The sequence below is a fragment of the Streptomyces sp. NPDC052101 genome, assembly GCF_040680235.1.
GTDB lineage: Bacteria > Actinomycetota > Actinomycetes > Streptomycetales > Streptomycetaceae > Streptomyces.
The window spans coordinates 119,368-141,724 of record NZ_JBFAWH010000002.1; the positions used below are offsets into that span (position 1 = coordinate 119,368).

General features: G+C 72.1%; 20 protein-coding genes and 1 pseudogene. 9 read left to right on the forward strand and 12 right to left on the reverse strand.

The genetic code is table 11. The features are described 5' to 3' along the window. Positions 1-27: 27 nt before the first annotated feature. The 7 genes and pseudogenes from AB0L75_RS04215 to ssd all read right to left on the reverse strand — a co-directional run. Positions 28-363, reverse strand: a pseudogene (locus AB0L75_RS04215) (Rv3654c family TadE-like protein); the annotation flags it as partial. After that, on the reverse strand, positions 360-743 hold the full coding sequence (locus tag AB0L75_RS04220) for a TadE family type IV pilus minor pilin (protein WP_365175132.1): 384 nt from the start codon (positions 741-743) through the stop codon (positions 360-362). The gene AB0L75_RS04220 and the pseudogene AB0L75_RS04215, both read right to left, overlap by 4 nt. A gap of 22 nt (positions 744-765) precedes the next feature. Beyond that, a complete protein-coding gene (locus tag AB0L75_RS04225) occupies positions 766-966 on the reverse strand; it encodes a DUF4244 domain-containing protein (RefSeq protein ID WP_365175134.1) in 201 nt (66 codons plus the stop codon). A gap of 97 nt (positions 967-1,063) precedes the next feature. Continuing rightward, positions 1,064-1,843 (reverse strand): type II secretion system F family protein, encoded by a 780-nt coding sequence (locus tag AB0L75_RS04230; protein ID WP_365175136.1) that lies wholly within the window; start codon positions 1,841-1,843, stop codon positions 1,064-1,066. Between the two features lie 76 nt (positions 1,844-1,919). Then, the gene (locus tag AB0L75_RS04235) at positions 1,920-2,765 is read right to left on the reverse strand and encodes a type II secretion system F family protein (protein ID WP_365176443.1); all 846 of its coding nucleotides are present in this window, start codon (positions 2,763-2,765) and stop codon (positions 1,920-1,922) included. 23 nt (positions 2,766-2,788) lie between these two features. After that, positions 2,789-3,988 (reverse strand): TadA family conjugal transfer-associated ATPase, encoded by a 1,200-nt coding sequence (locus tag AB0L75_RS04240; RefSeq protein ID WP_365175138.1) that lies wholly within the window; start codon positions 3,986-3,988, stop codon positions 2,789-2,791. Then, entirely contained in the window at positions 3,985-5,091 is a 1,107-nt protein-coding gene (ssd, locus tag AB0L75_RS04245) for a septum site-determining protein Ssd (protein ID WP_365175140.1), read from the reverse strand. The genes AB0L75_RS04240 and ssd overlap by 4 nt, the downstream gene beginning before the upstream one ends. A gap of 591 nt (positions 5,092-5,682) precedes the next feature. Here ssd and AB0L75_RS04250 point away from each other — a divergent pair. Continuing rightward, on the forward strand, positions 5,683-6,513 hold the full coding sequence (locus tag AB0L75_RS04250; RefSeq protein WP_365175142.1) for an HAD-IB family hydrolase: 831 nt from the start codon (positions 5,683-5,685) through the stop codon (positions 6,511-6,513). Positions 6,514-6,862: 349 nt separating this feature from the next. Here the strand turns inward: AB0L75_RS04250 and AB0L75_RS04255 are convergent, their stop codons facing one another. Further along, positions 6,863-7,687, reverse strand: a complete 825-nt coding sequence (locus tag AB0L75_RS04255) for an oxidoreductase (protein ID WP_365175144.1) — start codon at positions 7,685-7,687, stop codon at positions 6,863-6,865. A gap of 95 nt (positions 7,688-7,782) precedes the next feature. Here AB0L75_RS04255 and AB0L75_RS04260 point away from each other — a divergent pair, with 95 nt between their 5' ends. Next, the gene (locus tag AB0L75_RS04260; RefSeq protein ID WP_365175146.1) at positions 7,783-8,781 is read left to right on the forward strand and encodes an ATP-binding protein; all 999 of its coding nucleotides are present in this window, start codon (positions 7,783-7,785) and stop codon (positions 8,779-8,781) included. Positions 8,782-8,852: 71 nt separating this feature from the next. Here the strand turns inward: AB0L75_RS04260 and AB0L75_RS04265 are convergent, their stop codons facing one another. Then, entirely contained in the window at positions 8,853-10,118 is a 1,266-nt protein-coding gene (locus AB0L75_RS04265; protein ID WP_365175148.1) for a hypothetical protein, read from the reverse strand. A 280-nt stretch (positions 10,119-10,398) separates the two neighbouring features. Here AB0L75_RS04265 and AB0L75_RS04270 point away from each other — a divergent pair, with 280 nt between their 5' ends. The 6 genes from AB0L75_RS04270 (at position 10,399) to AB0L75_RS04295 (ending at position 18,310) form a co-directional block, all read left to right on the forward strand. Continuing rightward, on the forward strand, positions 10,399-12,753 hold the full coding sequence (locus AB0L75_RS04270; RefSeq protein ID WP_365175150.1) for a SulP family inorganic anion transporter: 2,355 nt from the start codon (positions 10,399-10,401) through the stop codon (positions 12,751-12,753). Positions 12,754-12,868: 115 nt separating this feature from the next. Beyond that, the gene (gene acs / locus AB0L75_RS04275; RefSeq protein WP_365175152.1) at positions 12,869-14,824 is read left to right on the forward strand and encodes an acetate--CoA ligase; all 1,956 of its coding nucleotides are present in this window, start codon (positions 12,869-12,871) and stop codon (positions 14,822-14,824) included. Between the two features lie 206 nt (positions 14,825-15,030). Then, positions 15,031-16,464, forward strand: a complete 1,434-nt coding sequence (gene nhaA / locus AB0L75_RS04280) for a Na+/H+ antiporter NhaA (protein ID WP_365175154.1) — start codon at positions 15,031-15,033, stop codon at positions 16,462-16,464. Positions 16,465-16,574: 110 nt separating this feature from the next. Further along, positions 16,575-17,063: a phage holin family protein gene (locus tag AB0L75_RS04285; protein WP_365175156.1), complete on the forward strand. Its 489-nt coding sequence runs from the start codon at positions 16,575-16,577 to the stop codon at positions 17,061-17,063. Next, positions 17,060-17,992: an alpha/beta hydrolase gene (locus tag AB0L75_RS04290; RefSeq protein ID WP_365175158.1), complete on the forward strand. Its 933-nt coding sequence runs from the start codon at positions 17,060-17,062 to the stop codon at positions 17,990-17,992. Before AB0L75_RS04285 ends, AB0L75_RS04290 begins: the two co-directional genes overlap by 4 nt. Before the next feature lie 138 nt (positions 17,993-18,130). After that, positions 18,131-18,310 (forward strand): hypothetical protein, encoded by a 180-nt coding sequence (locus AB0L75_RS04295; protein ID WP_365175160.1) that lies wholly within the window; start codon positions 18,131-18,133, stop codon positions 18,308-18,310. A gap of 37 nt (positions 18,311-18,347) precedes the next feature. Here the strand turns inward: AB0L75_RS04295 and AB0L75_RS04300 are convergent, their stop codons facing one another. The 3 genes from AB0L75_RS04300 to nth all read right to left on the reverse strand — a co-directional run bounded on the left by AB0L75_RS04300 (position 18,348) and on the right by nth (position 21,298). Then, positions 18,348-19,547, reverse strand: a complete 1,200-nt coding sequence (locus AB0L75_RS04300) for a MarP family serine protease (protein ID WP_365175162.1) — start codon at positions 19,545-19,547, stop codon at positions 18,348-18,350. Positions 19,548-19,666: 119 nt separating this feature from the next. Beyond that, positions 19,667-20,362: a CoA pyrophosphatase gene (locus tag AB0L75_RS04305; RefSeq protein WP_365175164.1), complete on the reverse strand. Its 696-nt coding sequence runs from the start codon at positions 20,360-20,362 to the stop codon at positions 19,667-19,669. Between the two features lie 54 nt (positions 20,363-20,416). Then, a complete protein-coding gene (gene nth, locus AB0L75_RS04310; RefSeq protein WP_365175166.1) occupies positions 20,417-21,298 on the reverse strand; it encodes an endonuclease III in 882 nt (293 codons plus the stop codon). A 357-nt stretch (positions 21,299-21,655) separates the two neighbouring features. On the opposite strand from nth, the gene AB0L75_RS04315 reads away from it, so the two are divergent. After that, positions 21,656-22,330, forward strand: coding sequence for a Crp/Fnr family transcriptional regulator (locus AB0L75_RS04315; protein ID WP_023547771.1), 675 nt, complete (start codon positions 21,656-21,658; stop codon positions 22,328-22,330). Positions 22,331-22,357 lie beyond the last annotated feature (27 nt).

The following is a 22,357-nucleotide window of genomic DNA, read 5'->3' on the forward strand; positions in this document are numbered from 1 at the left end:
CGGCACCGGACCCGCCGGCCCCGCTCTGGCCCTGACCTCCGCCGTGAACGGCCCTCTTCCCGAGGCCGCCGTCACGTCCGAGGTCTCGCCGACGATCGCGCACCGCACCAGCCGTACGCCCTGCGCCGCCGCCACCCGCTCGGCCCGCGCGCAGGCCGCCGCGCCGCCCTCGGTCCAGTGGTCCGCCGCAGCGAGCGCCGCAAGGTCCGCGCCGCCGGCCGCCCGGTGCCGGACCACGACGGCCTGCCCGAGTGCCAGTACGGCGCCGAACACCACGCAGAGCACAGCGATCGCCCCCAGGCTCCACACGGTGGCGGACCCCCGGTCCGACTGCTGCCGGTCCCGCGCCCTACCTCCCCTCACGGCCTCGCCTCCCCAGCCACCGCGGTCTTCCCAGACCCTGCGCTCTCCCCAGCTCCTGCGGTCTCCTGCGTCTCCTCCGTCTGCGCGACGGCCTCCTCCCGCACCTCGAACGGCAGCCCGCTCAGCACCGGGGGCCTGGCCACCACCGTCACCCGGACCCGGTCGCCCTCGCGCCCGACGGTCACGCGCGCCCCGCGCGGGGCCGCCTCCCGGGTCACGGTCACCACCGCGTCGGCCGGGTCCTGGCGGGCGGCGGCCCGGGCACCGACGCGGGCGGCGTCCACGCACCGGATCTGGGCGGCCACCACGAGCAGCCCCCAGACCAGCGCCATCGTGAACGCCACCAGCACGCACAGCACCACGGCCGCCTCTGCGGTCACGAACCCCCGGTCCGCCCCTCGCTCACATCCGCGCACTGAGGGCCTTCTTCACGATGTCCTGCAGCTCCGCCCGGACCTGACCGCTGGTGACGACCTCGTAGAGCAGCAACGCGAACCCGACGGCCGCGATGATCCCCATCGCGTACTCGGACGTCACCATTCCGGCGTCCCCGCGGCCCTTCCCCCGCAGCCGTACCGCCACTTCCTTGATCTTCCTGCGCATTCCAACCCCCGTGAGACTCAGGTCTTTCGGTGTTCTTCTCTGCTGTTTCCGTCACGACTTCCCGGTGCCTGCGCGGGCTCGTTCGCTCTCGTACGCCTCACCTGCCTCCCACCACCGAGCCCGCGAGCCCGATCACGACGGGCAGTACGCCGACCGCGATGAAGGCGGGCAGGAAACACAGGCCCACCGGCGCGGAGATCAGTACGGCCGCGCGCCGGGCCCGGGTCGTCGCGGTACGGGCCCACTGCGCGCGGGCGTCCGAGGCGAGGCGGGCGGCCGGGCCGGCCGCCGGAATCCCGGACTCGTCGGCCCGCTCCAGCAGCCGCGCCAGGGCTCCGACGCCGGGCAGCGCGGCCAATCCCCGCCAGGCGTCCGCCGGTTCACCGCCGAGCCGCACCTCCGCCGCGCCCTGCGCCAGCGCCCGCCCCACGGGCCCGTCGAGCGCCTCCCCCACCGCCTGGGCGGCGATCACCGGGCCGGCGCCGGCCGCGACGCAGGCGGCCAGCAGGTCGGCCGCGAGCGGGAGTTGGTGTGCGACCGCGGCGGCGTCGACCGGCTCCGCCCGGTCGACTGCGGACTTCCGGCTCCGCCACCGCCACAGCAGGACCCCGGCCCCCAGCCCCAGCACGGCCCCGGTCACGCCACCGACCAAGACCCAGGTCCCGCACACCGCCCCGGCCGGCGGCAGCCACCGCCGCGCGGCGTCCGCCGGCACGAACCGCGGCCTGGACACCGGGACTTCCAGGCCCAGCAGCTCGGCCACCCGCCTCCGCGCCCGACGCCGCCGCCGGAGCAGATCCCACCGCCAGGCCACCCAGCCGAGGACCAGCGTCACACCGCCGACCATCCCCAACCTGTGGACAACTTCCCCGCTCATACCGCCCGCTCTCCTCCGCTCCGTCCCGGTCCAAGGCACCCACCCCGCGCCGCACCCCGGCACGCCGCTCCCCCGCTCACACCGCCCCCGCAGCCCGCACGATCCGCACCGCCCACCACATGCCGGCCGCCTCGAACGCCGACCCGACCGTCAGGCAGCCGAGACCGGGGCCGGTGTGGAGCAGCACATGGAGGGGGTCCGCGCCCATGGCCGCGCCGAGGAGCAGGCCGAGGGCGGGCAGGACGGCGAGCAGCACGGTGGTCGCCCGCGCGCCCGCCAACTGGGCCCGCAGGTCAGCCCGTCGGTCCCGCTCGGCGCGCAGGGCCGTCTCCAGCCGGTCCAGGCCGGCCGCGAGTCCGGCGCCCTGGTCCACGGCCACCCGCCAGCACGCGGCCAGCCCCAGCAGACCCTCGGCGCCCGGTTGCCGGGCCGCCGCGGCGAGCGCGCCGGGCACGTCCCCGCCGAACCGCGCCGCCGCGACCATGGCCGCCTGAGCCTCGCCGAGTCCGCCGGAGTCCTGCGCCGCCCGCAGCAGCGCCTCGCCCGGCTGGCGTCCGGCGCGCACCTCCGCGGCGAGGGCCCCGCACAGGGCGATCACCGCGTCGGTCCGCCGCTCCCGGCTGAGCCGGGCCTGCCGGGCCAGCCGCACCCGGCGCAGCACCGGCACCCCGGCCGCCCCCGCGAAGACCGGCATCACCGAGGCCCCCAGCAGCCCGAGCAACAGGCCGGCCGCCAGTGCCCACCACTCGGGACCCAGCCGACCACGCAGTCGCCGTAGTTCCGCGCGGGCCTGGTCCCAGCAGGGCGGGCCGGTCGCCACCACTCCGCCGCCCGCGAGCAGCAACCGGGCCCGCCGCACCCCGTAATGCCGCTCGCCCAGCAGCCGGACCAGCGCGCCGAGACAGATCAGCGCGGCCGCCATGGACGCCTCACCGGTCACTTCCGTCACCTTTCTCGGTCCTTCCCGAACTCGTCCGCGGCGTCCAGGAGGTGCCGCAGCCGCTCCCAGCCCCGCTCCCGCACAAAGGCCCGCTCGCCCCAGCGCAGGGCCGGCACCGTCCGGACCAGCCCCGTGACATCCCGCTCCAGCACATGCACCTCGGCGATCCGGCGCCGTCCGGACCGGTCCCGTGCGAGGTGCAGGACCACGCAGAGCGCGGCCGCCAACTGGCTGTGCAGTGCGGCCCGGTCGAGCCCGGCGGCCGTGGCCAGCGCCTCCAGGCGGGCCGGCACGTCTCCGGCGGCGTTGGCGTGGACCGTGCAACAGCCGCCTTCGTGGCCCGTGTTGAGAGCCGCGAGCAGATGCACCACCTCGGGTCCGCGGACCTCGCCGACGACCAGCCGGTCGGGCCGCATCCGCAGCGCCTGCCGGACGAGGTCCTCCAGGGTGACCAGGCCGGCGCCCTCCTGGTTGGCGGGGCGGGTCTCCAGCCTGACGACGTGCGGGTGGTCCGGTCGCAGCTCGGCCGAGTCCTCGGCGAGCACGATCCGCTCGCCCGCTCCGACCAGGCCCAGCAGTGCGCTGAGCAGAGTCGTCTTGCCGCTACCGGTTCCGCCGCTGACGAGGAAGGAGAGCCGGGCCGCCAGCAGCGCGCGCAGGATCCGGTCGCCGCCGGGCGGCACGGTGCCGGCCTCGACGAGTTCCTCCAGCGTGAACGCCCGGGGCCGTACGACCCGCAGGGCGAGGCAGGTGCAGCCGACGGCGACCGGGGGCAGCACCGCGTGCAGGCGGGTGCCGTCGGGCAGCCGGGCGTCCGCCCACGGCCGGGCGTCGTCCAGCCGGCGTCCGGCCACGGCGGCCAGCCGCTGCGCAAGGCGTCGTACGGCCGTCGCGTCGGGGAAGGTGACCGCGGTCAGCTGCAGTCCGCCGCCGCGGTCCACCCAGACCCGGTCCGGGGCGGACACCAGGACGTCGGTGACGTCCGGGTCGGCGAGCAGTGGCTCCAGGGGGCCGGTACCGACGAGTTCGGACCTCAGCTGCCGGGCCGCGCCGAGGACCTCGGCGTCGCCGAGCACCCGGCCCTGTTCGCGCAGGGCCTGGGCCACGCGCGCGGGGGTGGGTTCGGCGCCGCTCTCGGCCAGCCGGCGCCGGACGCCGTCGAGCAGGGCGGCGCCGTCCGCGCGGTCCAGTCCGGGCAGGCTCATCGGGTGCCTCCGGCCTCGACCAGCGCGCGCTCCCAGAAGTTCGTACAGAAGCGGGCGAGCGGGTCGCGTGCGGTGGCGCCGGGCGGTTTCGCACCGCCCTGGGGACGCAGCAGCGGGGGTTCGACCGGCACCTCGCCGGCCAGCGGCAGGCCGAGCAGGCGGGCAACCTCCCGGTCGTCCAGACCCGGTGCGTACGGCCCGCGTACCGCGACGCGCAGGTCGCGCACGACCATCCCGACGGCGGAGGCGACCCGCCCGGCGGCCGCGACCGCGCGCAGGTCGGCGGGGACGACGAGCAGCGCCAGATCGAGCTGGGCGAGGACTTCGGCGACCCCGTCGTCGAGGCAGCGGGGCAGGTCGACCACGACCGTGCCGCCGCGCCGCCGGGCGGCGGCGAGCACCGCGCGCACCGCCTGCGGCGGGACGGCGACGCAGTCGCCGCGGTCCCAGCTCAGCACCCGCAGGGAGTGCAGTTCGGGCAGGGACTCCTCCAGGGCACCGCCACCGACGCGCCCGCGGGAGGCGGCGAAGGCCGGCCAGCGCAGTCCGTCGGTGCTCTCGCCGCCGAGGAGTACGTCGAGCCCGCCGCCGAGCGGATCGGCGTCCACGAGGAGGGTGCGCAGTCCCTCACGCGCGGAGGTGACGGCGAGCGCGCACGCGAGCGTGGAGGCACCGGCGCCGCCCCGGCCGCCGATCACCCCGACGGTGAGGGCCGGGCGGCCGACGCCCTCGGCGACGTCGGCGATCCGGTCGACCAGCCACTGCTCGCCGTCGGGCAGCATCAGGACGTGGTCCGCGCCGATCTCCACGGCGCGTTTCCACACCCCCGGGTCGTCCTGGTCCCGGCCGACCAGCACCACTGCGCGCCGGCGGGGAGCCCCGCCGACCCGGCGGGCGGCGTCGTCGCCGACGAGCACCAGCGGGGCCGTCTGCCAGACGTCGCCGTGCTCCGGCACGCCGTGGTGGACCTCGGGTGTGGCACCTGCGGCCGCGCACAGGCGCAGCAGGTCGTCCAGGATGTCGGCGTCCTCGGTGACGATGAGCGGCCGGCCCGGCCGGTCTCCGGTACCGGGCGGCGGGTCGTGGGTGACGGCTGCGGTCACGGGTGTTCCCCCTTCGCTGCGTGGGCCGCGCAGCCCCTGCGGCCACGCGATTCCCAAAGGTGTGAAGAACCGCCAAGCGGCCCCCCATATGAACGGCCGACGGAAACCGGCCATACGCACTCGGACAATCGGAACCGGACATGAACTCGCCATGGCCCGAGCGCGCTGGAATCACGGTGCAGCGATCCTCGAAATCAAGTGGATCTTGGTGGAAAACTGTGGACAACTCGGAGGCTGTGAATATCGCCGTCACCCACACCGGTGACCCTGTACCGACCTCTGTGCGACTTCCACAGAGCAGCGCGATGATTACCGGGAGTAACGAATCATGGGCGCACGGAAGCGGCGGCCGCGACGGCACGATGTCGGCCCTGCGGCCAGGCGAAGGGGGAGAGAAGGGCGAAAACCCGCCCGGACATGCGACGACCCCCGCCGGGGGGGAGAGCGGGGGTCGTCCCCACGGCCGACTCGGGGGGGGAGGAGTCGGACCGGGTTAGCACGGTCGCGAACGATCCGTGACTTCCATGGTGTACCCGAGAGCCCTCTCAGGCAAACCCACGCGCCCCACCTTACGCCGAATGGTGGGCGCCTATGCTCAGGGGCGTGGAAAACCACTCCTTGCCCCGCGCAGCAGCCTTCTTTGACCTGGACAAGACGGTCATTGCGAAGTCGAGCACACTCACGTTCAGCAAGTCCTTCTACCAAGGCGGGCTGATCAACCGCAGGGCCGCTCTGCGCACCGCATATGCCCAGTTCGTGTTCCTGGCCGGAGGCCTGGATCACGACCAGATGGAGCGCATGCGCGAGTATCTGTCCACCCTGTGCCGCGGCTGGAACGTGCAGCAGGTGCGGGAGATCGTCGCCGAGACCCTGCACGACCTGATCGACCCGATCATCTACGACGAGGCCGCCTCCCTCATCGAGGAGCACCACACGGCCGGGCGGGACGTGGTGATCGTGTCGACCTCGGGCGCCGAGGTCGTCGAGCCCATCGGCGAGCTGCTGGGCGCGGACCGGGTGGTGGCCACGCGCATGGTCGTCGGCGAGGACGGCTGCTTCACCGGCGAGGTGGAGTACTACGCCTACGGCCCGACCAAGGCCGAGGCGATCCGGGAGCTGGCCGAGTCCGAGGGCTACGACCTCGACCGCTGCTACGCCTACAGCGACTCCGCGACCGATCTGCCGATGCTGCAGACCGTCGGGCACCCGCACGCGGTGAACCCGGACCGCGCGCTCCGCCGCGAGGCGGCCGCGCGCGGCTGGCCGGTTCTCGAGTTCCGCCGGCCGGTCCCACTCAAGAAGCGGCTGCCCGCGTTCTCCGTACCGCCCCGGCCCGCGCTGGTCGCGGCGGCGGCCATAGGAGCGGCGGCCGCGACCGCCGGCCTCGTCTGGTACGCCAACCGGCGTCGGAGCACCGCCTGACCGACGCCCGTTTCACACCTGTTTGAGGCTGAAAGTAAAGAACTGCAGGCAGGGGTTCCGCTTCCCTCCAGGGCGCGGTACAAAGTCCTTAGGCCCGCGAGACCAAAGGACATCCGAGAGGATCACCTACCACTACGCACTTGGCCCACGGACCCCACATGAACATCGGGCACCCACGCGACGTCGACCCGTCGATTACGGGCCAGCCGCACCAGGTGACGGGCAAAGTTCCCCGGCCTGATGGGCAGATATCGAGGACGCTTGGTAACCCGGTGAGCATGCCAGCGGCGGTACGAGTCCTCGTACCGCCGCAACCCATGTCCGGCCGCTTCCGGCCCGAGCCGCCCCCTCAGGCCGCACCGCGCTGCAGTGCCTCGCACACGGCCGTCGACTCGCGTGCACCCAGCTCGACCGCCCTGCCGCAGTGGGCGATCCAGGTCGCCATGCCCTCGGGGGTGCCGGAGACATATCCGTCCAGCGCCGCCAGGTAGGAGGCGCGGCCCAGTTCGGCGTGGCCGGCCTCGGCCGGGCAGATCGCCTTCGGGTCCAGGCCGCTGCCGATCAGGACGAGCCGCTCGGCCGCGCGCGCGACCAGGCCGTTGTGGGACACGAAGGGCCGCAGCGCGAGCAGTTCGCCGTGCACCACGGCGGCCGTCACCAGCGCGGGCGCGGACGTTCCGGCGATGATCAGGTCCGCGAGCCCCTCCAGCCGGCCGGAGACCTCCCGGGCGTCCGGCAGCGGCAGCTCGATCAGCGGCTCGTCCACGCTCTCGCCGGCCTGGCGCGGCCTGCCGACCTCGTCACCCTTGCTCGCCGCGGCCACCAGGTGCAGCCGGGCCAGCACTCGCAGGGGTGACTGCCGCCAGATGGACAGCAGCTGTCCCGCCTCCGCCGACAGCCTGAGGGCGGCGCCCATCACGCGCGCCTCGGCGTCGCCGCCGAAGTCGGTGCGTCGCCGCACCTCCTCCAGGGCCCAGTCGGCGCCGGACAGTGCCGCCGAGCCGCGGGCGCCGCGCAGGGCCGCCTCGGCGGTGATCTCGGTGCTGCGGCGCCGCATGATCCGATGCCCGTAGACCCGGTCCACGGCCTTGCGTACGGACTCCACGGAGTCGGGCACACCGGGCAGGGAGCCCAGGGCCGCGAGCGGGTCGGCGTTCGCGCCTGTCGTACTCATGAGTACGACCCTACGCACCGCAGCGGCCCACCCCTCGAAGGAGTGGTCTTCTTCACTTCCGCCTGACACATACAGCTATCGCCTGACTACCCTTGGTGAACATGAAAATTGCTTTCGTCGGGAAGGGCGGCAGTGGCAAGACCACGCTCTCCTCCCTCTTCATCCGCCACCTCGTGGCCACCGGCGCTCCGGTGGTCGCCATCGACGCGGACATCAACCAGCACCTCGGTCCCGCGCTCGGCCTCGACGAGGCGGAGGCCGCGGCACTGCCCGCCATGGGCGAGCGACTGTCACTGATCAAGGACCATCTGCGCGGCACCAACCCGCGCATCCACTCCGCCGCGACGATGATCAAGACGACCCCGCCCGGCGAGGGCTCACGGCTGGTCCGGGTGCGGGAGCCGAATCCGGTCTACGACGCCTGCGCACGACCGGTGGAACTCGACGGCGGCGCCGTCCGTTTGATGGTCACCGGCCCCTTCACGGACGCCGACCTAGGGGTCGCCTGCTACCACTCCAAGACAGGAGCGGTGGAGCTGTTCCTGAACCACCTCGTCGACGGCCCCGACGAGTACGTCGTGGTCGACATGACGGCGGGTTCGGACTCCTTCGCCTCCGGCATGTTCACCCGCTTCGACATGACGTTCCTCGTCGCCGAGCCGACCCGGAAGGGGGTCTCCGTCTACCGCCAGTACAAGGAGTACGCCCGCGACTTCGGCGTCGCCCTGAAGGTCGTCGGCAACAAGATCCAGGAACAGGACGACATCGACTTCCTGCGCGCGGAGGTCGGGGACGACCTGCTGGTGACGGTCGGGCGCTCGGACTGGGTGCGCGCCATGGAGAAGGGCCGGCCGCCCCGGTTCGACCTCCTGGAGGACGCCAACGCCCGCGCCCTGCACACCCTGCGGGCCACCGCGGACGCCACGTACGAGCTGCGGGACTGGGAGCGCTACACCCGCCAGATGGTGCACTTCCACCTGAGGAACGCCGAGGCATGGGGCAATGAGCGCACCGGGGCCGACCTGGCGGCGCAGGTCGACCCCGGCTTCGTGCTCAGCGAGGACATCGACGCGGGCGTGACAACTCCCGCGTGATGCCTGCCGTTCGCCCCCGCCGTCCGCCCCCTGCCGTCTGCCCCCACCGCATGACGTCTCCTTCCTGACGTCTACGGCTTGACCGGCGGCGCCCCCGGCACGCCCTTAGGCGCCGGGGCCGGGTGACCGGACAGGAAGGACGCCCAGCCCTGCCTGGGAGCCTCGCCCACCTGCAAGGTGCGCAGCTTCTCCAGGACCTGCGGGTCCTGGGCGTCCAGCCAGTCGACCAGCTGATGGAAGGACACGCAGCGCACGTCGGGCTTGTTGCACACCTCCTTCACCGTGTCCTCGACGGCGCGCATATAGGTGCCGCCGTTCCAGGACTCGAAGTGGTTGCCGATGATCAGCGGCGCGCGGTTGCCGTCATAGGCCCGGTAGAAGCCCTTGACGAGGCCGTCGCGCATCTGGTCACCCCAGTAGTCGAACTTGTCAGGGTCGCCCTGGGTCTCGGTGCCGGACTGGTTGACCATGAAGTTGTAGTCCATGGTCAGCTGCTCATAGGTGTGCCCGGGGAAGGGCACCAGCTGCATCGACAGGTCCCACAGGCCCTCCTTCTTCTTGGGCCAGACCTGCTCGTTGACCCCGCTGGAGTCGTAGCGGAAGCCCAACTGGTGGGCCGCCTTCATGAAGTTGCCCTGGCCCTCCAGGCAGGGGGTGCGGGCGCCGATCAGCTCCTTGTCGTAGTCGAAGGGCAGCGGAGCCGACTTCTTCATGCCGGTGTTGGTCTTCCAGGTCTTCACGAACCGCTTGGCCTGGTCGATCTCGCTCTTCCACTCGTCCACCGACCAGGTACCGACGCCGCCGTCGGGCCCGCAGAAGTGGCCGTTGAAGTGCGTGCCGATCTCGTTGCCCTCCAGCCACGCGAGCCGTGCCTGCTTGGCGGTGTCGGCGATCCCCTTCTCGTCGTTGAAGCCGATGTCGGAACTGCCCGGCGAGTGCTGCGGCGGCTTGTACTGCTCCCGCTTCTCCTCCGGCAGCATGTACACGCCGCTGAGGAAGTACGTCATGGTCGTGCCGTTCTCCTTGGCGACCTTGCGAAAGTGCGAGAACAGCTTCTGGCTGTCCTCGCCCGCGCCGTCCCAGGAGAACACCACGAACTGCGGCGGCTTCTGACCCGGCTTCAGCCGCTCCGGTCTGGGCAGATGCGGCTGCGAGCCGGTGTACGCGGTGGATCCGTCACCGATCAGCCGGAGCATGCTCCGGGGAACCGGAGGCCCCTTCCGCGGGCCGGACACCCCTTCCTTCGAACCGTGGGAGCCGGTCGCGCAACCGGCGAGCGACGAGGCACAGGCCGCGGCGATCACAACGCCGATGGCGATCCTCTGGTTGGCGGTCATGTTCCGCCCACCTTCTTCCTTCTCTCTGGCAAGCGCTGACGAGGACTGCTTTCTGGTGATGTGCCGGGATTGCCCCAGCGGCGCCGCCAAGGTCGCACAAAAGCAAGAAGGAATTAGTACGACAAGCCGATCAAATGATTAGTTCACCCATGCGAGTGATCGGTTGGGCTATTTGCCCCGGAAAGTTATGCATTGCCTTTACCTGTCATTACGATTCATTTACCGACGTTGATCCATCCCGCCCAGTCCGCGACCGTGCCGCCCCGGAGGAGACGGGACCATGTCAGCCTGCGCACCCCCGCACCCGCAGCAGCCGCCTTTGCCGCACGGCCCGCCACCGGGCCACCGGCGCCAATTCCCCGTGGCGGGCGCCGACCTGTCCGCCTCCCTCACGGTCTTCCTGATCGCCCTGCCCCTGTCCCTGGGTATCGCCCTGGCCACCGGCGCCCCGCTCCAGGCCGGTCTCGTCGCCGCCGCCGCGGGCGGACTCGTCGCCGGCCGGCTCGGCGGCTGCCCGCTCCAGGTCAGCGGTCCCGCCGCCGGGCTCACCGTGGTCACCGCCGACCTGATCCACCGCTACGGCTGGCGGACGACCTGCGGCATCACCGTGCTCGCCGGACTCGCCCAGCTCGGTCTCGGCTGTCTGCGGGTGGCGCGCGGCGCGCTCGCGGTCAGCCCGGCCGTGGTGCACGGCATGCTCGCCGGGATCGGCATCACCATCGCCGTCGCCCAGCTGCACATCGTGCTCGGCGGCAGCCCGGACAGCTCCGTCCTCGCCAACCTGCGGGCCCTGCCCGCCCAGTTGGCCGCCCTGCATCCGGGCGCCGTCTCGATGAGCGCGCTGACCCTCGCTCTGCTGCTGGTCTGGCCCCGCCTGCCGGGCCGCCCCGGCCGGCTGCTCCGGAGCGTGCCGGCCGGCCTCGTGGCCGTGGCCGGGGCCACCGCGACGGCGGCCCTCACCGGCCTGGCCCTGCCCCGCGTCGACCTGCCGTCCTGGCGCAGCCACGCCCTGGCCGGACTGCCGGAGGGCCCGGCGCTGGGCCTCGCCGCCGCCGTGCTCACCACCACGCTGGTGTGCAGCGTGCAGTCGCTGCTCGGCGCGGTGGCCGTGGACAGGCTGCTCGGATCCCGCCCCGGCCCGGTCCCGCGGGTCGGCCGCTCCGATCTGGACCGGGAGCTGCTGGGCCAGGGCGCCGCCAACATCGTCTCCGGGGCGCTCGGCGGACTGCCCGTCGCCGGGGTGGCCGTGCGCAGTACCGCGAATGTGAACTCCGGTGCCCTGAGCCGGAACTCCGCGATGCTGCACGGCGTTCTCGTAGTAGTCGCCGCGCTGCTGATGGTCCCGATCCTGGAGGAGATCCCGCTCGCCTCCCTCGCCGCCCTGGTGATGGCCGTCGGCATCCAGATGGTGTCCCTGCACCACATCCGCACGGTGACGCGCCACCGCGAAGTGCCGGTCTACGCCGCGACCGCACTCGGCGTGGTGCTCCTCGGCGTCCTCCAGGGCGTGTCCCTCGGGGTCGCCATGGCGGTCGCCCTCGCCCTGCACCGCCTCGCCCGCACCCGCATCACCCACGCAGAGAAGGAAGGAGTCCATCACGTACGGATCCGAGGTCAGTTGACGTTCCTCGCGGTGCCCCGGCTCAGCCGCACCCTGCATCTCGTACCCCAAGGCGCCCACGCCGTCGTGGAGTTGGACGGTTCGTTCATGGACCACGCGGCGTACGAGTCACTGCAGGACTGGCAGAGCGCCCACACCGCGCGAGGCGGTACGGCCGAGCTGTCGGGCCGGCGCGGCGGAATCCGGACCGCCGGGACACGCCCGTCCACCCCGTGCCGCTGCCTCCCCTGGACCCCCTGGCGCACTCACCGGTCCTGCTTCCCGGAACCTGCCGCCGCCCCGGCGGGCCGGGAGACGGACCGGGAGGGCGGCCAGGAAGCGGGGCAGGAAGCGGGGCAGGAACTCGCCCGGGGGATCGGCTCGTTCCAGCGCAACACCGCGCCGCTGGTGCGGGAGGAGCTGGCTCGGCTCGCCCGGGAGGGACAGCGGCCCGCGCAGCTCTTCCTCACCTGCGCCGATTCCCGGCTCGTCACGTCGATGATCACCGCCAGCGGTCCCGGCGACCTGTTCGTCGTCCGCAATGTCGGCAACCTGGTGCCGGCGCCGGGCGAGGAGCACGGCGACGACTCGGTGGCGGCCGCGGTCGAGTACGCCGTGGACGTACTGAAGGTGCGGTCCATCACGGTGTGCGGGCACTCCGGGTGCGGGGCGATGCAGGCGCTGCTGGCCGCCGAGCCCGGGGGTGCGGCGACGCCGCTGAGCCGGTGGCTCAGGCACGGCCTGCCGAGCCTGGAACGGATGGCCGACGTCCGGCGCGCCCGGCCCCGGCTGGCCGGACGGGCGCCCGCCGGCGCGGTGGAGCAGCTGTGCCTGACCAACGTGGTGCAGCAGTTGGAGCACCTGCGAGCGCACGCCCCGGTCGCGCGGGCGCTGGCCGCCGGGACGCTGGAGCTGCACGGGATGTACTTCCACGTGGGCGAGGCGCAGGCGTATCTGCTCGGTCGGACCGGGAAGGTGTTCGGGGACGTGAGAGAGGACGGGAGCGCGGCGGACGAGCTGTGCAGTCCGGTGTGAACGACCACCCCAGACAGGTCTAAACCAATTTCGCCGTGGACTCTTGTCATCGGCACCTCTCGTCTGATGAGGTGTGGCTCAGGACACAACGGACACCCCGGGAAAGGGAGATGTCGTGAGTAACGAGAGCCTGGCCAACCTGCTGAAGGAAGAACGCAGGTTCGCGCCCCCCGCCGGCCTGGCCGCGCACGCCAACGTCACCGGGGAGGCGTACGAACAGGCCAAGGCTGACAGGCTCGGCTTCTGGGCCGCGCAGGCACGCCGCCTGACCTGGGCAAAGGAGCCGACGGAGACGCTGGACTGGACGAACCCGCCGTTCGCGAAGTGGTTCAAGGACGGCGAGCTGAACGTCGCGTACAACTGCGTGGACCGGCATGTGGAGGCCGGTCTCGGGGACCGGGTCGCCATCCACTTCGAGGGTGAGCCCGGCGACAGCCGCTCGATCACCTACGCCGAGCTGAAGGACGAGGTCTCCAAGGCGGCCAACGCGCTGCTGGAGCTGGGCGTGCGCAAGGGCGACCGGGTCGCCGTCTACATGCCGATGATCCCCGAGACCGCGATCGCGATGCTGGCCTCGGCCCGGATCGGCGCCGCGCACTCGGTGGTCTTCGGCGGCTTCTCGGCCGACGCGCTCGCGACCCGGATCCAGGACGCGGACGCCAAGGTCGTCATCACCGCCGACGGCGGCTACCGGCGCGGCAAGCCGTCCGCGCTGAAGCCGGCCGTGGACGAGGCGATCGCCAAGGTCGACAACGTCGAGCACGTGCTGGTGGTGCGCCGTACCGGCCAGGACGTGGCCTGGGGCGGCGAGCGGGACCACTGGTGGCACGACCTCGTGGAGCGCCAGTCGGCCGAGCACACCGCCGAGGCGTTCGAGGCGGAGCACCCGCTGTTCATCCTCTACACCTCCGGCACGACCGGTAAGCCGAAGGGCATCCTGCACACCTCCGGCGGCTACCTCACCCAGGCGGCGTACACGCACTGGGCGGTCTTCGACCTCAAGCCGGAGACGGACGTGTACTGGTGCACGGCCGACGTCGGCTGGGTCACCGGGCACTCGTACATCGTGTACGGCCCGCTGGCCAACGGCGCGACGCAGGTCATGTACGAGGGCACGCCGGACACCCCGCACCAGGGCCGGTTCTGGGAGATCGTGCAGAAGTACAAGGTCACGACCCTCTACACCGCGCCGACGGCGATCCGGACGTTCATGAAGTGGGGGGACGACATCCCCGCCAAGTTCGACCTGAGCAGCCTGCGCGTGCTCGGATCGGTCGGCGAGCCGATCAACCCCGAGGCATGGATCTGGTACCGCAAGCACATCGGCGCCGACCGGACGCCGGTCGTGGACACCTGGTGGCAGACCGAGACCGGCGCGATGATGATCTCGCCGCTGCCCGGCGTCACCGAGGCCAAGCCCGGCTCCGCGCAGCGCCCGCTGCCCGGCATCAGCGCGACGGTCGTCGACGACGAGGCGCACGAGGTGCCCAACGGCGGCGGTGGCTATCTGGTGCTCACCGAGCCGTGGCCGTCGATGCTGCGCACCATCTGGGGCGACGACCAGCGGTTCATCGACACCTACTGGTCCCGTTTCGAGGGCATGTACTTCGCCGGTGACGGCGCGAAGAAGGACGACGACGGCGACATCTGGCTGCTGGGCCGGGTGGACGACGTGATGCTCGTGTCCGGGCACAACATCTCCACCACCGAGGTGGAGTCGGCGCTCGTCTCCCACCCGTCGGTCGCCGAGGCGGCCGTCGTCGGTGCCGCCGACGAGACGACCGGCCAGGCGATCGTCGCCTTCGTGATCCTGCGCGGTACGGCGGCGGAGACCGAGGGGCTCGTCGGTGAGCTGCGCGACCATGTGGGCGCCACGCTCGGCCCCATCGCCAAGCCCAAGCGGATCCTGCCGGTCGCCGAGCTGCCCAAGACCCGCTCCGGCAAGATCATGCGCCGCCTGCTGCGCGACGTGGCCGAGAACCGCCAGCTCGGTGACGTCACCACGCTGACGGACTCCGCCGTCATGGACCTCATCCAGGCCAAGCTGCCGGCGGCGCCGAGCGAGGACTGACCGGTACCACCCCGCAGGGGGCACCCGGCCGACGGGCTGGGTGCCCCCTTTGCGTCTACCGTGAAGATCACCGGTCCCGGGCCGCACCCTTTGAGCCATCCGGCAACTTTAGGTAAGCTAAGTAAAGCGTCAAGAGCGCGACAAGGGTGCGCCGGGAAGTCTGGTCGGCAGATGAGCCGTCCTGCCTACCCACCGGAGGTCTTCCCGTGACCGCGCCCCGCACCCCCCGCAAGGTCCTCGGACGCCTCTCGCTGCCCGAGCGTGCCTTCGTCGCGGACGCGCTGCGCACCGAGACCGTCGGCGGCGTCCTGCTCCTGCTCGCCACCGTAGTGGCGCTGATCTGGGCGAACATCCCCGCCCTCCGCCACAGCCACGAGTCCGTCAGCGGCTTCCACCTCGGCCCCGGCGCCCTCGGCCTGAACCTCTCCATCGCCCACTGGGCCGCCGACGGCCTGCTCGCGGTGTTCTTCTTCGTGGCCGGCATCGAGCTGAAGCGCGAACTGGTCGCCGGAGACCTGCGCGAACCCAGGGCGGCCGCACTGCCCGTGGTGGCCGCGCTGTGCGGCATGGCCGTACCGGCGCTCGTGTACACCCTCACCAACCTCACCGGGCACGGCTCGACGCAGGGCTGGGCGGTGCCCACCGCCACCGACATCGCCTTCGCGCTCGCCGTCCTCGCGGTCATCGGCACCTCCCTGCCCAGCTCGCTGCGCGCCTTCCTGCTCACCCTCGCGGTCGTCGACGACCTCTTCGCGATCCTGATCATCGCGGTCTTCTTCACCGACCGGCTGAACTTCGCCGCGCTCGGCGGCGCCGTCGCCGCACTGGTGGTCTTCTGGCTGCTGCTGCGCAAGGGCGTGCGCGGCTGGTACGTGTACATACCGCTCGCCCTGGTGATCTGGGCGCTGATGTACAACAGCGGCGTGCACGCCACCATCGCGGGCGTGGCGATGGGCCTGATGCTGCGCTGCACCACCCGGGAGGGTGAGCAGCACTCGCCGGGCGAGCACATCGAGCACCTGGTGCGGCCCCTGTCCGCCGGGCTCGCCGTGCCGATGTTCGCGCTGTTCAGCGCCGGGGTGAAGATCTCCGGCGGGGCGCTCGGGGATGTGTTCACCAAGCCCGAGACGCTCGGTGTGGTGCTGGGGCTGGTCGTCGGCAAGACGCTCGGCATATTCGGCGGCACCTGGCTGACCGCCCGCTTCACCCGCGCCTCCCTCAGCGAGGACCTCGCCTGGGCCGACGTCTTCGCGGTGGCCTCCCTCGCCGGCATCGGCTTCACCGTCTCCCTGCTCATCGGCGAACTCGCCTTCGCCGGCGACGCCGTCCTCACCGACGAGGTCAAGGCGGCCGTCCTCATCGGATCTCTGATGGCCGCGGTGTGCGCGACGGTGCTGCTGAAGATCCGCAACGCCAAGTACCGCCGCCTGTGCGAGGAAGAGGAGCGCGACGACGACCTCGACGGCATCCCGGACATCTACGAGCAGGACGACCCGGCCTACCACCTGCGCATGGCCGGGATCCACGAGCGCAAGGCCGCCGAACACCGCCGTATCGCGGCCGAGCGGGCGGCCGCGGCGCGCCACGGGCTTGCGGAAGTACCGGGCGGGGCAGGCGAGGAGGACGGCCGTCCGGCATGATCTGACGAGACGGTACAAAACCAGACGGCCGCACGAGCGGGCCCGCCGACCGCCCACCACGGCGCGGCAGGGCACGCTCGCGGCACGAGAGACCTCTGAGGGAGAACGCGATGAGCGCACCCGACGGCAGCCCGGTCGGCGCCGAACGCAGCATCGGCCAGCTGTTCGCCTCGGCGACGACCGAAATGTCGGCGCTGGTGCACGACGAGATCGCCCTGGCCAAGGCCCAGCTGAAGCAGGACGTGAAGCGCGGCGCGGTCAGCGGCGGCGCCTTCTCGGTGGCGGCCGCGGTGCTCGTCTTCTCCCTGCCGATGCTCAACTTCGCCCTCGCCTACGGCATCCGGACCTGGACCCACTGGAACCTGGCGATCTGCTTCGTGCTGTCCTTCGCGGCCAATGTGCTCGTCGCCGTCCTCCTCGGGATCATCGGCGTGGTCTTCGCGAAGAAGGCCAAGAAGAGCCAGGGCCCGCGGAAGGTGGCCGCGTCGATGAAGGAGACGGCGGGCGTCCTGCAGAACGCCAAGCCGCATCCGCGCGCGGAGCTGCCCGAGGACCGGACCCCCGCGGCCATCGAAGCTGTGGCACGCTCGTCGTCATGACCGACCCCGCCCCTTCGGCCGTACGGATCGACCTCCCCCACGGGGAGAAGGTGACGCACCGGGACGTCGCCGCCAACGGCGCGCGCTTCCACATCGCCGAACTCGGCGACGGCCCCCTGGTGCTGCTGCTGCACGGCTTCCCGCAGTTCTGGTGGACCTGGCGGCACCAGCTGGTCGCGCTCGCGGACGCGGGCTACCGGGCGGTGGCGATGGACCTGCGGGGCGTCGGCGGCAGCGACCGCACGCCCCGCGGGTACGACCCCGCCAACCTCGCGCTCGACGTCACCGGCGTGATCCGCTCGCTCGGCGAGCCGGACGCGGCACTCGTCGGCCACGACCTGGGCGGCTATCTGGCGTGGACGGCGGCGGCGATGCGGCCCAAGCTCGTCCGGCGCCTCGCCGTGGTGTCGATGCCGCATCCGCGGCGCTGGCGCACGGCGATGCTGCGGGACGCCCGGCAGACGGCCGCCAACTCCTACATCTGGGGCTTCCAGCGGCCGTGGATTCCGGAGCGTCAACTCACCGCGGACGGAGGGGCGATGGTGGGCCGGCTGATCCGGGACTGGTCCGGGCCGCAGCCGCCGGAGGACGAGGCGGTGGAGATCTACCAGCGGGCCATGTGCATCCCGTCGACCGCGCACTGCGCGATCGAGCCGTACCGCTGGCTGGTGCGCTCGCTGGCCCGCCCGGACGGCATCCAGTTCAACCGCCGGATGAAGCGGCCGGTACGGGTGCCGACGCTGCATCTGCACGGCTCGCTGGACCCGGTGACGCGCACGCGCAGCGCGGCCGGATCGGGCGAGTACGTCGAAGCGCCGTACCGCTGGCGGCTGTTCGACGGTCTCGGCCACTTCCCGCACGAGGAGGACCCGGCGGCGTTCTCCACGGAGCTGGTCAACTGGCTGAAGGATCCCGAGCCGGATCGGTGACCGTACGGTCAGGTTTGGATGCGTGGAGTATCCGGATCGTGAACACTTGTCCCCCGAACGGCCACATGCCTGCCGCATAGGCCAATTGGGCGGCGCTCAGGCGGTTATCGACCTTCGGGCAGGGGCACACGTCGGGGTATGGGCTGGACGCACGACTACAGTGACGCACCCCGCAACCGCCGCTCGGCCTCCGGTCTGAGCACGCCTCAGCGAGGCAATCCGCAATGCGCGGAAGGGGACCTCCGCGTGGGAATCCCGCGCATCCTGCGCCGCCGGGCCCGCTGGGTCTCGGTGCGTCTGCGTCACCCGCGCGGCTGAAGCCGCGTCCGGGGATCACCGGGCATCCCTGCGGGGGTCACAGGGCGCAGCTGTCCGTACCCACCTGCTCGTTCGCCGTACGTCCCTGCTCGATGTCGGGCTGGATCTCGTCCGCCGTGAGGACGTAGCCGGTCTGGGCGTCGTCGAGGGACTTGGCGAACACCACGCCGTACACCCGGCCGCCGGGGGTGAGCAGCGGGCCGCCCGAGTTGCCCTGGCGGACGGTCGTGTACAGCGAGTAGACGTCGCGGCGGACGGTGCCCCGGTGGTAGATGTCCGGGCCGTTGGCCGTGATGCGCCCGCGCACCCGCGCGGCACGCACGTCGTACGAGCCGTTCTCCGGGAAGCCCGCGACGATCGCGCCGTCACCGCCGGCCGCGTCCTGCGCCGAGAACTTCAGGGCGTGCGCCTTCAGGTCGGGTACGTCGAGCACCGCGATGTCGCGCTTCCAGTCGTACAGGACGACCTTGGCGTCGTACCTGCGGCCCTCGCCGCCTATCTGCACGGTGGGCGAATCGACGCCGCCCACCACGTGCGCGTTGGTCATGACCCGGCGGTCGGCGAAGACGAAGCCGGTGCCCTCCAGCACCTTTCCGCAGCTCTGCGCGGTGCCGGTCACCTTGACGATGGACCGCTGGGCGCGCACGGCGACCTGGCTGTTCGCGAGGGCGGGGTCGGGCGGCCGGACGTCCTTGATCGGCTCGTTGGCGAACGGGCTGAAGACCTGCGGGAAGCCGTTCTGCGCGAGGACGGAGGAGAAGTCCGCGAACCAGGTGTCGGCCTGCGCGGGCAGCGCCCGGGAGACGCCGAGGAGCACCTTGGAGCCGCGGACCTCCTTGCCGAGCGTCGGCAGGGTGGTGCCGGCGAGGGCGGAGCCGATCAGCCAGGCCACCAGCAGCATCGCGACGACGTTGACCAGGGCGCCGCCGGTGGCGTCCAGGGCGCGGGCCGGGGACCAGGTGATGTACCGGCGCAGCTTGTTGCCGAGGTGGGTGGTCAGGGCCTGGCCGACGGAGGCGCAGACGATGACGACGACGACGGCGACCACGGCGGCGGTGGTGCCGACCCGCGCGTTGTCGGTCACGGCGTCCCAGATGACGGGCAGGGCGTACACGGCGACGAGGCCGCCGCCCATGAACCCGATCACCGACAGGATGCCGACGACGAAGCCCTGGCGGTAGCCGACGACCGCGAACCACACGGCCGCGACCAGCAACAGGATGTCCAGCACGTTCACTGCTTGAGGCCTCGCCTACTCACTCCAGTCCCCGCAGCCCGGACGAGGGTCCGGCCCGCCACGCAGTGGCAGGAGGACACGACGTCCCCCGGGAAACACAGCACACGGTGGACACCCTGTCATGACCGCCAGTCGAGCGGGACCTGCTTGTCTCTGTCCCAGGGGCGCTCCCAGCCCGCGAAATGCAGCAGGCGGTCGATCACTCCGGCGGTGAAACCCCACACCAGGGCCGATTCGACCAGGAATGCCGGACCTCGGTGTCCGCTGGGGTGGACGGCGGTGGCGCGGTGGTCGGGGTCCGTGAGATCCGCCACGGGGACCGTGAACACCCGCGCCGTCTCGTTCGGGTCGACGACGCCGACCGGGCTGGGCTCGCGCCACCAGCCGAGCACGGGCGTGACGACGAAGCCGCTGACCGGGATGTACAGCGCGGGCAGCACGCCGAAGAGCTGGACGCCGGACGGATCGAGGCCGGTCTCCTCCTCGGCCTCGCGCAGCGCGGCTCTCAGCGGTCCGTCGGTGTGCGGATCGCCGTCCTCGGGGTCGAGGGCGCCGCCCGGGAAGGACGGCTGCCCGGGGTGCGAGCGCAGCGAGCCCGCGCGCTCCATCAGCAGCAGCTCCGGGCCGTGCTCGCCCTCGCCGAACAGGATCAGCACGGCTGACTGCCGGCCCGTGCCGTTCTCCGGCGGCAGGAAGCGGCTCAGCTGAAGCGGCTCGACCGTCTCGGCGGCCCGCACCACGGGCGCCAGCCAGTCCGGCAGCCCCTCTTTGCTGAGCGTCACCGCGCCGCCCCGCGTCTCACTGGCCCTCGCCATCGCCACCCCCGTCGCTCTGTCCGTCCAACGCCCGAGGGCCCCGAGATCGTTCCGTCACGCGGCCCCCAGCGGCGGGGCCGGCTTGCCGCCCGCGTCGAGGTAGGCCTGCGGGGGCTTGAGCCGCTGGCCGGGGAAGCCGCCCTTCTCGTACTTCAGGAGCTTGGCGGCCTTCTCGGGGTCGGTCTCGCCCTCGCCGTAGGCCGGGCAGAGCGGGGCGATCGGGCAGGCGCCGCATGCGGGCTTGCGGGCGTGGCAGATCCGGCGGCCGTGCCAGATCACGTGGTGGGACAGGTCGGTCCACTCGCTCTTCGGGAAGAGCGCCCCGACGGCGGCCTCGATCTTGTCGGGATCGGTCTCGTCCGTCCACCGCCAGCGCCGTACCAACCGCTGGAAGTGGGTGTCCACGGTGATCCCGGGCCGCCCGAAGGCGTTGCCGAGCACGACGAAGGCGGTCTTGCGGCCGACGCCGGGCAGCTTGACCAGGTCCTCCAGCCGCCCCGGCACCTCGCCGCCGAATTCCTCGGTCAGGGCCTTGGAGAGCCCTGTCACCGACTTGGTCTTGGCCCGGAAGAACCCGCAGGGGCGCAGGATCTCCTCGACCTCCTCCGGATTGGCGGCGGCCAGGTCCTCGGGGGTCGGGTACTTGGCGAAGAGCGCCGGGGTCGTCTGGTTGACGCGCAGGTCGGTGGTCTGGGCCGACAGCACGGTGGCGACCAGCAGCTGGAAGGGGTTCTCGAAGTCCAGCTCCGGGTGGGCGTACGGATAGACCTCGGCCAGCTCGCGGTTGATGCGGCGGGCGCGGCGGACCAGGGCGGTGCGGGACTCCTCCGCCGGGGGTTTCACGGCGATCTTCCGGACGGGCGCCGCCGTCTTCACGGACACGGGTTCGCCGGCCGCCTTCTTCACGGCCACGGCTTTCCCTGCCGCCTTCCTCACCGCCGCCGCCTTCTTGGCCTGGGTGACCTTTTTTGCCGTTTTTCTGGTTTTCTTACCATCGCCGGAGCCCTGTTCGCCCACGGCGGAATCACGACGTACAACCACCCGCTAAGCCCCCTTGGCCTGTGCTCTCACCGGCGTTTTGGACACCCGGCCAGCCTAAAGCCCGCCACCGACATCCGCCCCGGACCCCGAGGAACGGACCCCGATTGGACCCCTGACGCTTACCTCGGGACACCTGTGCGGCATCCTTGTGACAGATCACACTGTTTGGACCGTCCGGCAAGATGGGGAGCACGGTCCCCTGGTACCACGGGGGAGCAAGATCCCCTGAGCAGGTCGACAAGGAGAGAACTCGTGGACGACGTTCTGCGGCGCAACCCGCTCTTCGCGGCTCTCGACGACGAGCAGGCCGCGGAGCTTCGCGCCTCCATGAGCGAGGTGACCCTCGCACGCGGCGACTCCCTCTTCCACGAGGGCGACCCGGGCGACCGGCTGTACGTCGTCACCGAGGGGAAGGTCAAGCTCCACCGCACCTCCCCCGACGGCCGCGAGAACATGCTCGCCGTCGTCGGCCCCAGCGAGCTGATCGGTGAGCTGTCGCTCTTCGACCCGGGCCCGCGTACGGCCACCGCGACCGCGCTGACCGAGGTCAAGCTGCTCGGCCTCGGCCACGGCGACCTCCAGCCCTGGCTGAACGCCCGCCCCGAGGTGGCCGGCGCCCTGCTGCGCGCTGTCGCCCGCCGTCTGCGCAAGACCAACGACGCCATGTCCGACCTGGTCTTCTCCGACGTCCCCGGTCGTGTGGCGCGCGCCCTGCTGGACCTCTCGCGCCGCTTCGGCGTGCAGTCCGAGGAGGGCATCCACGTCGTCCACGACCTGACGCAGGAGGAGCTGGCCCAGCTGGTCGGCGCCTCGCGCGAGACCGTGAACAAGGCGCTGGCGGACTTCGCCCAGCGCGGGTGGCTCCGCCTGGAGGCGCGGGCCGTGATCCTGCTGGACGTGGAGAGGCTGGCGAAGCGGTCCCGCTGACGCCGGTCCTGGCCGCACGGGCTGTCC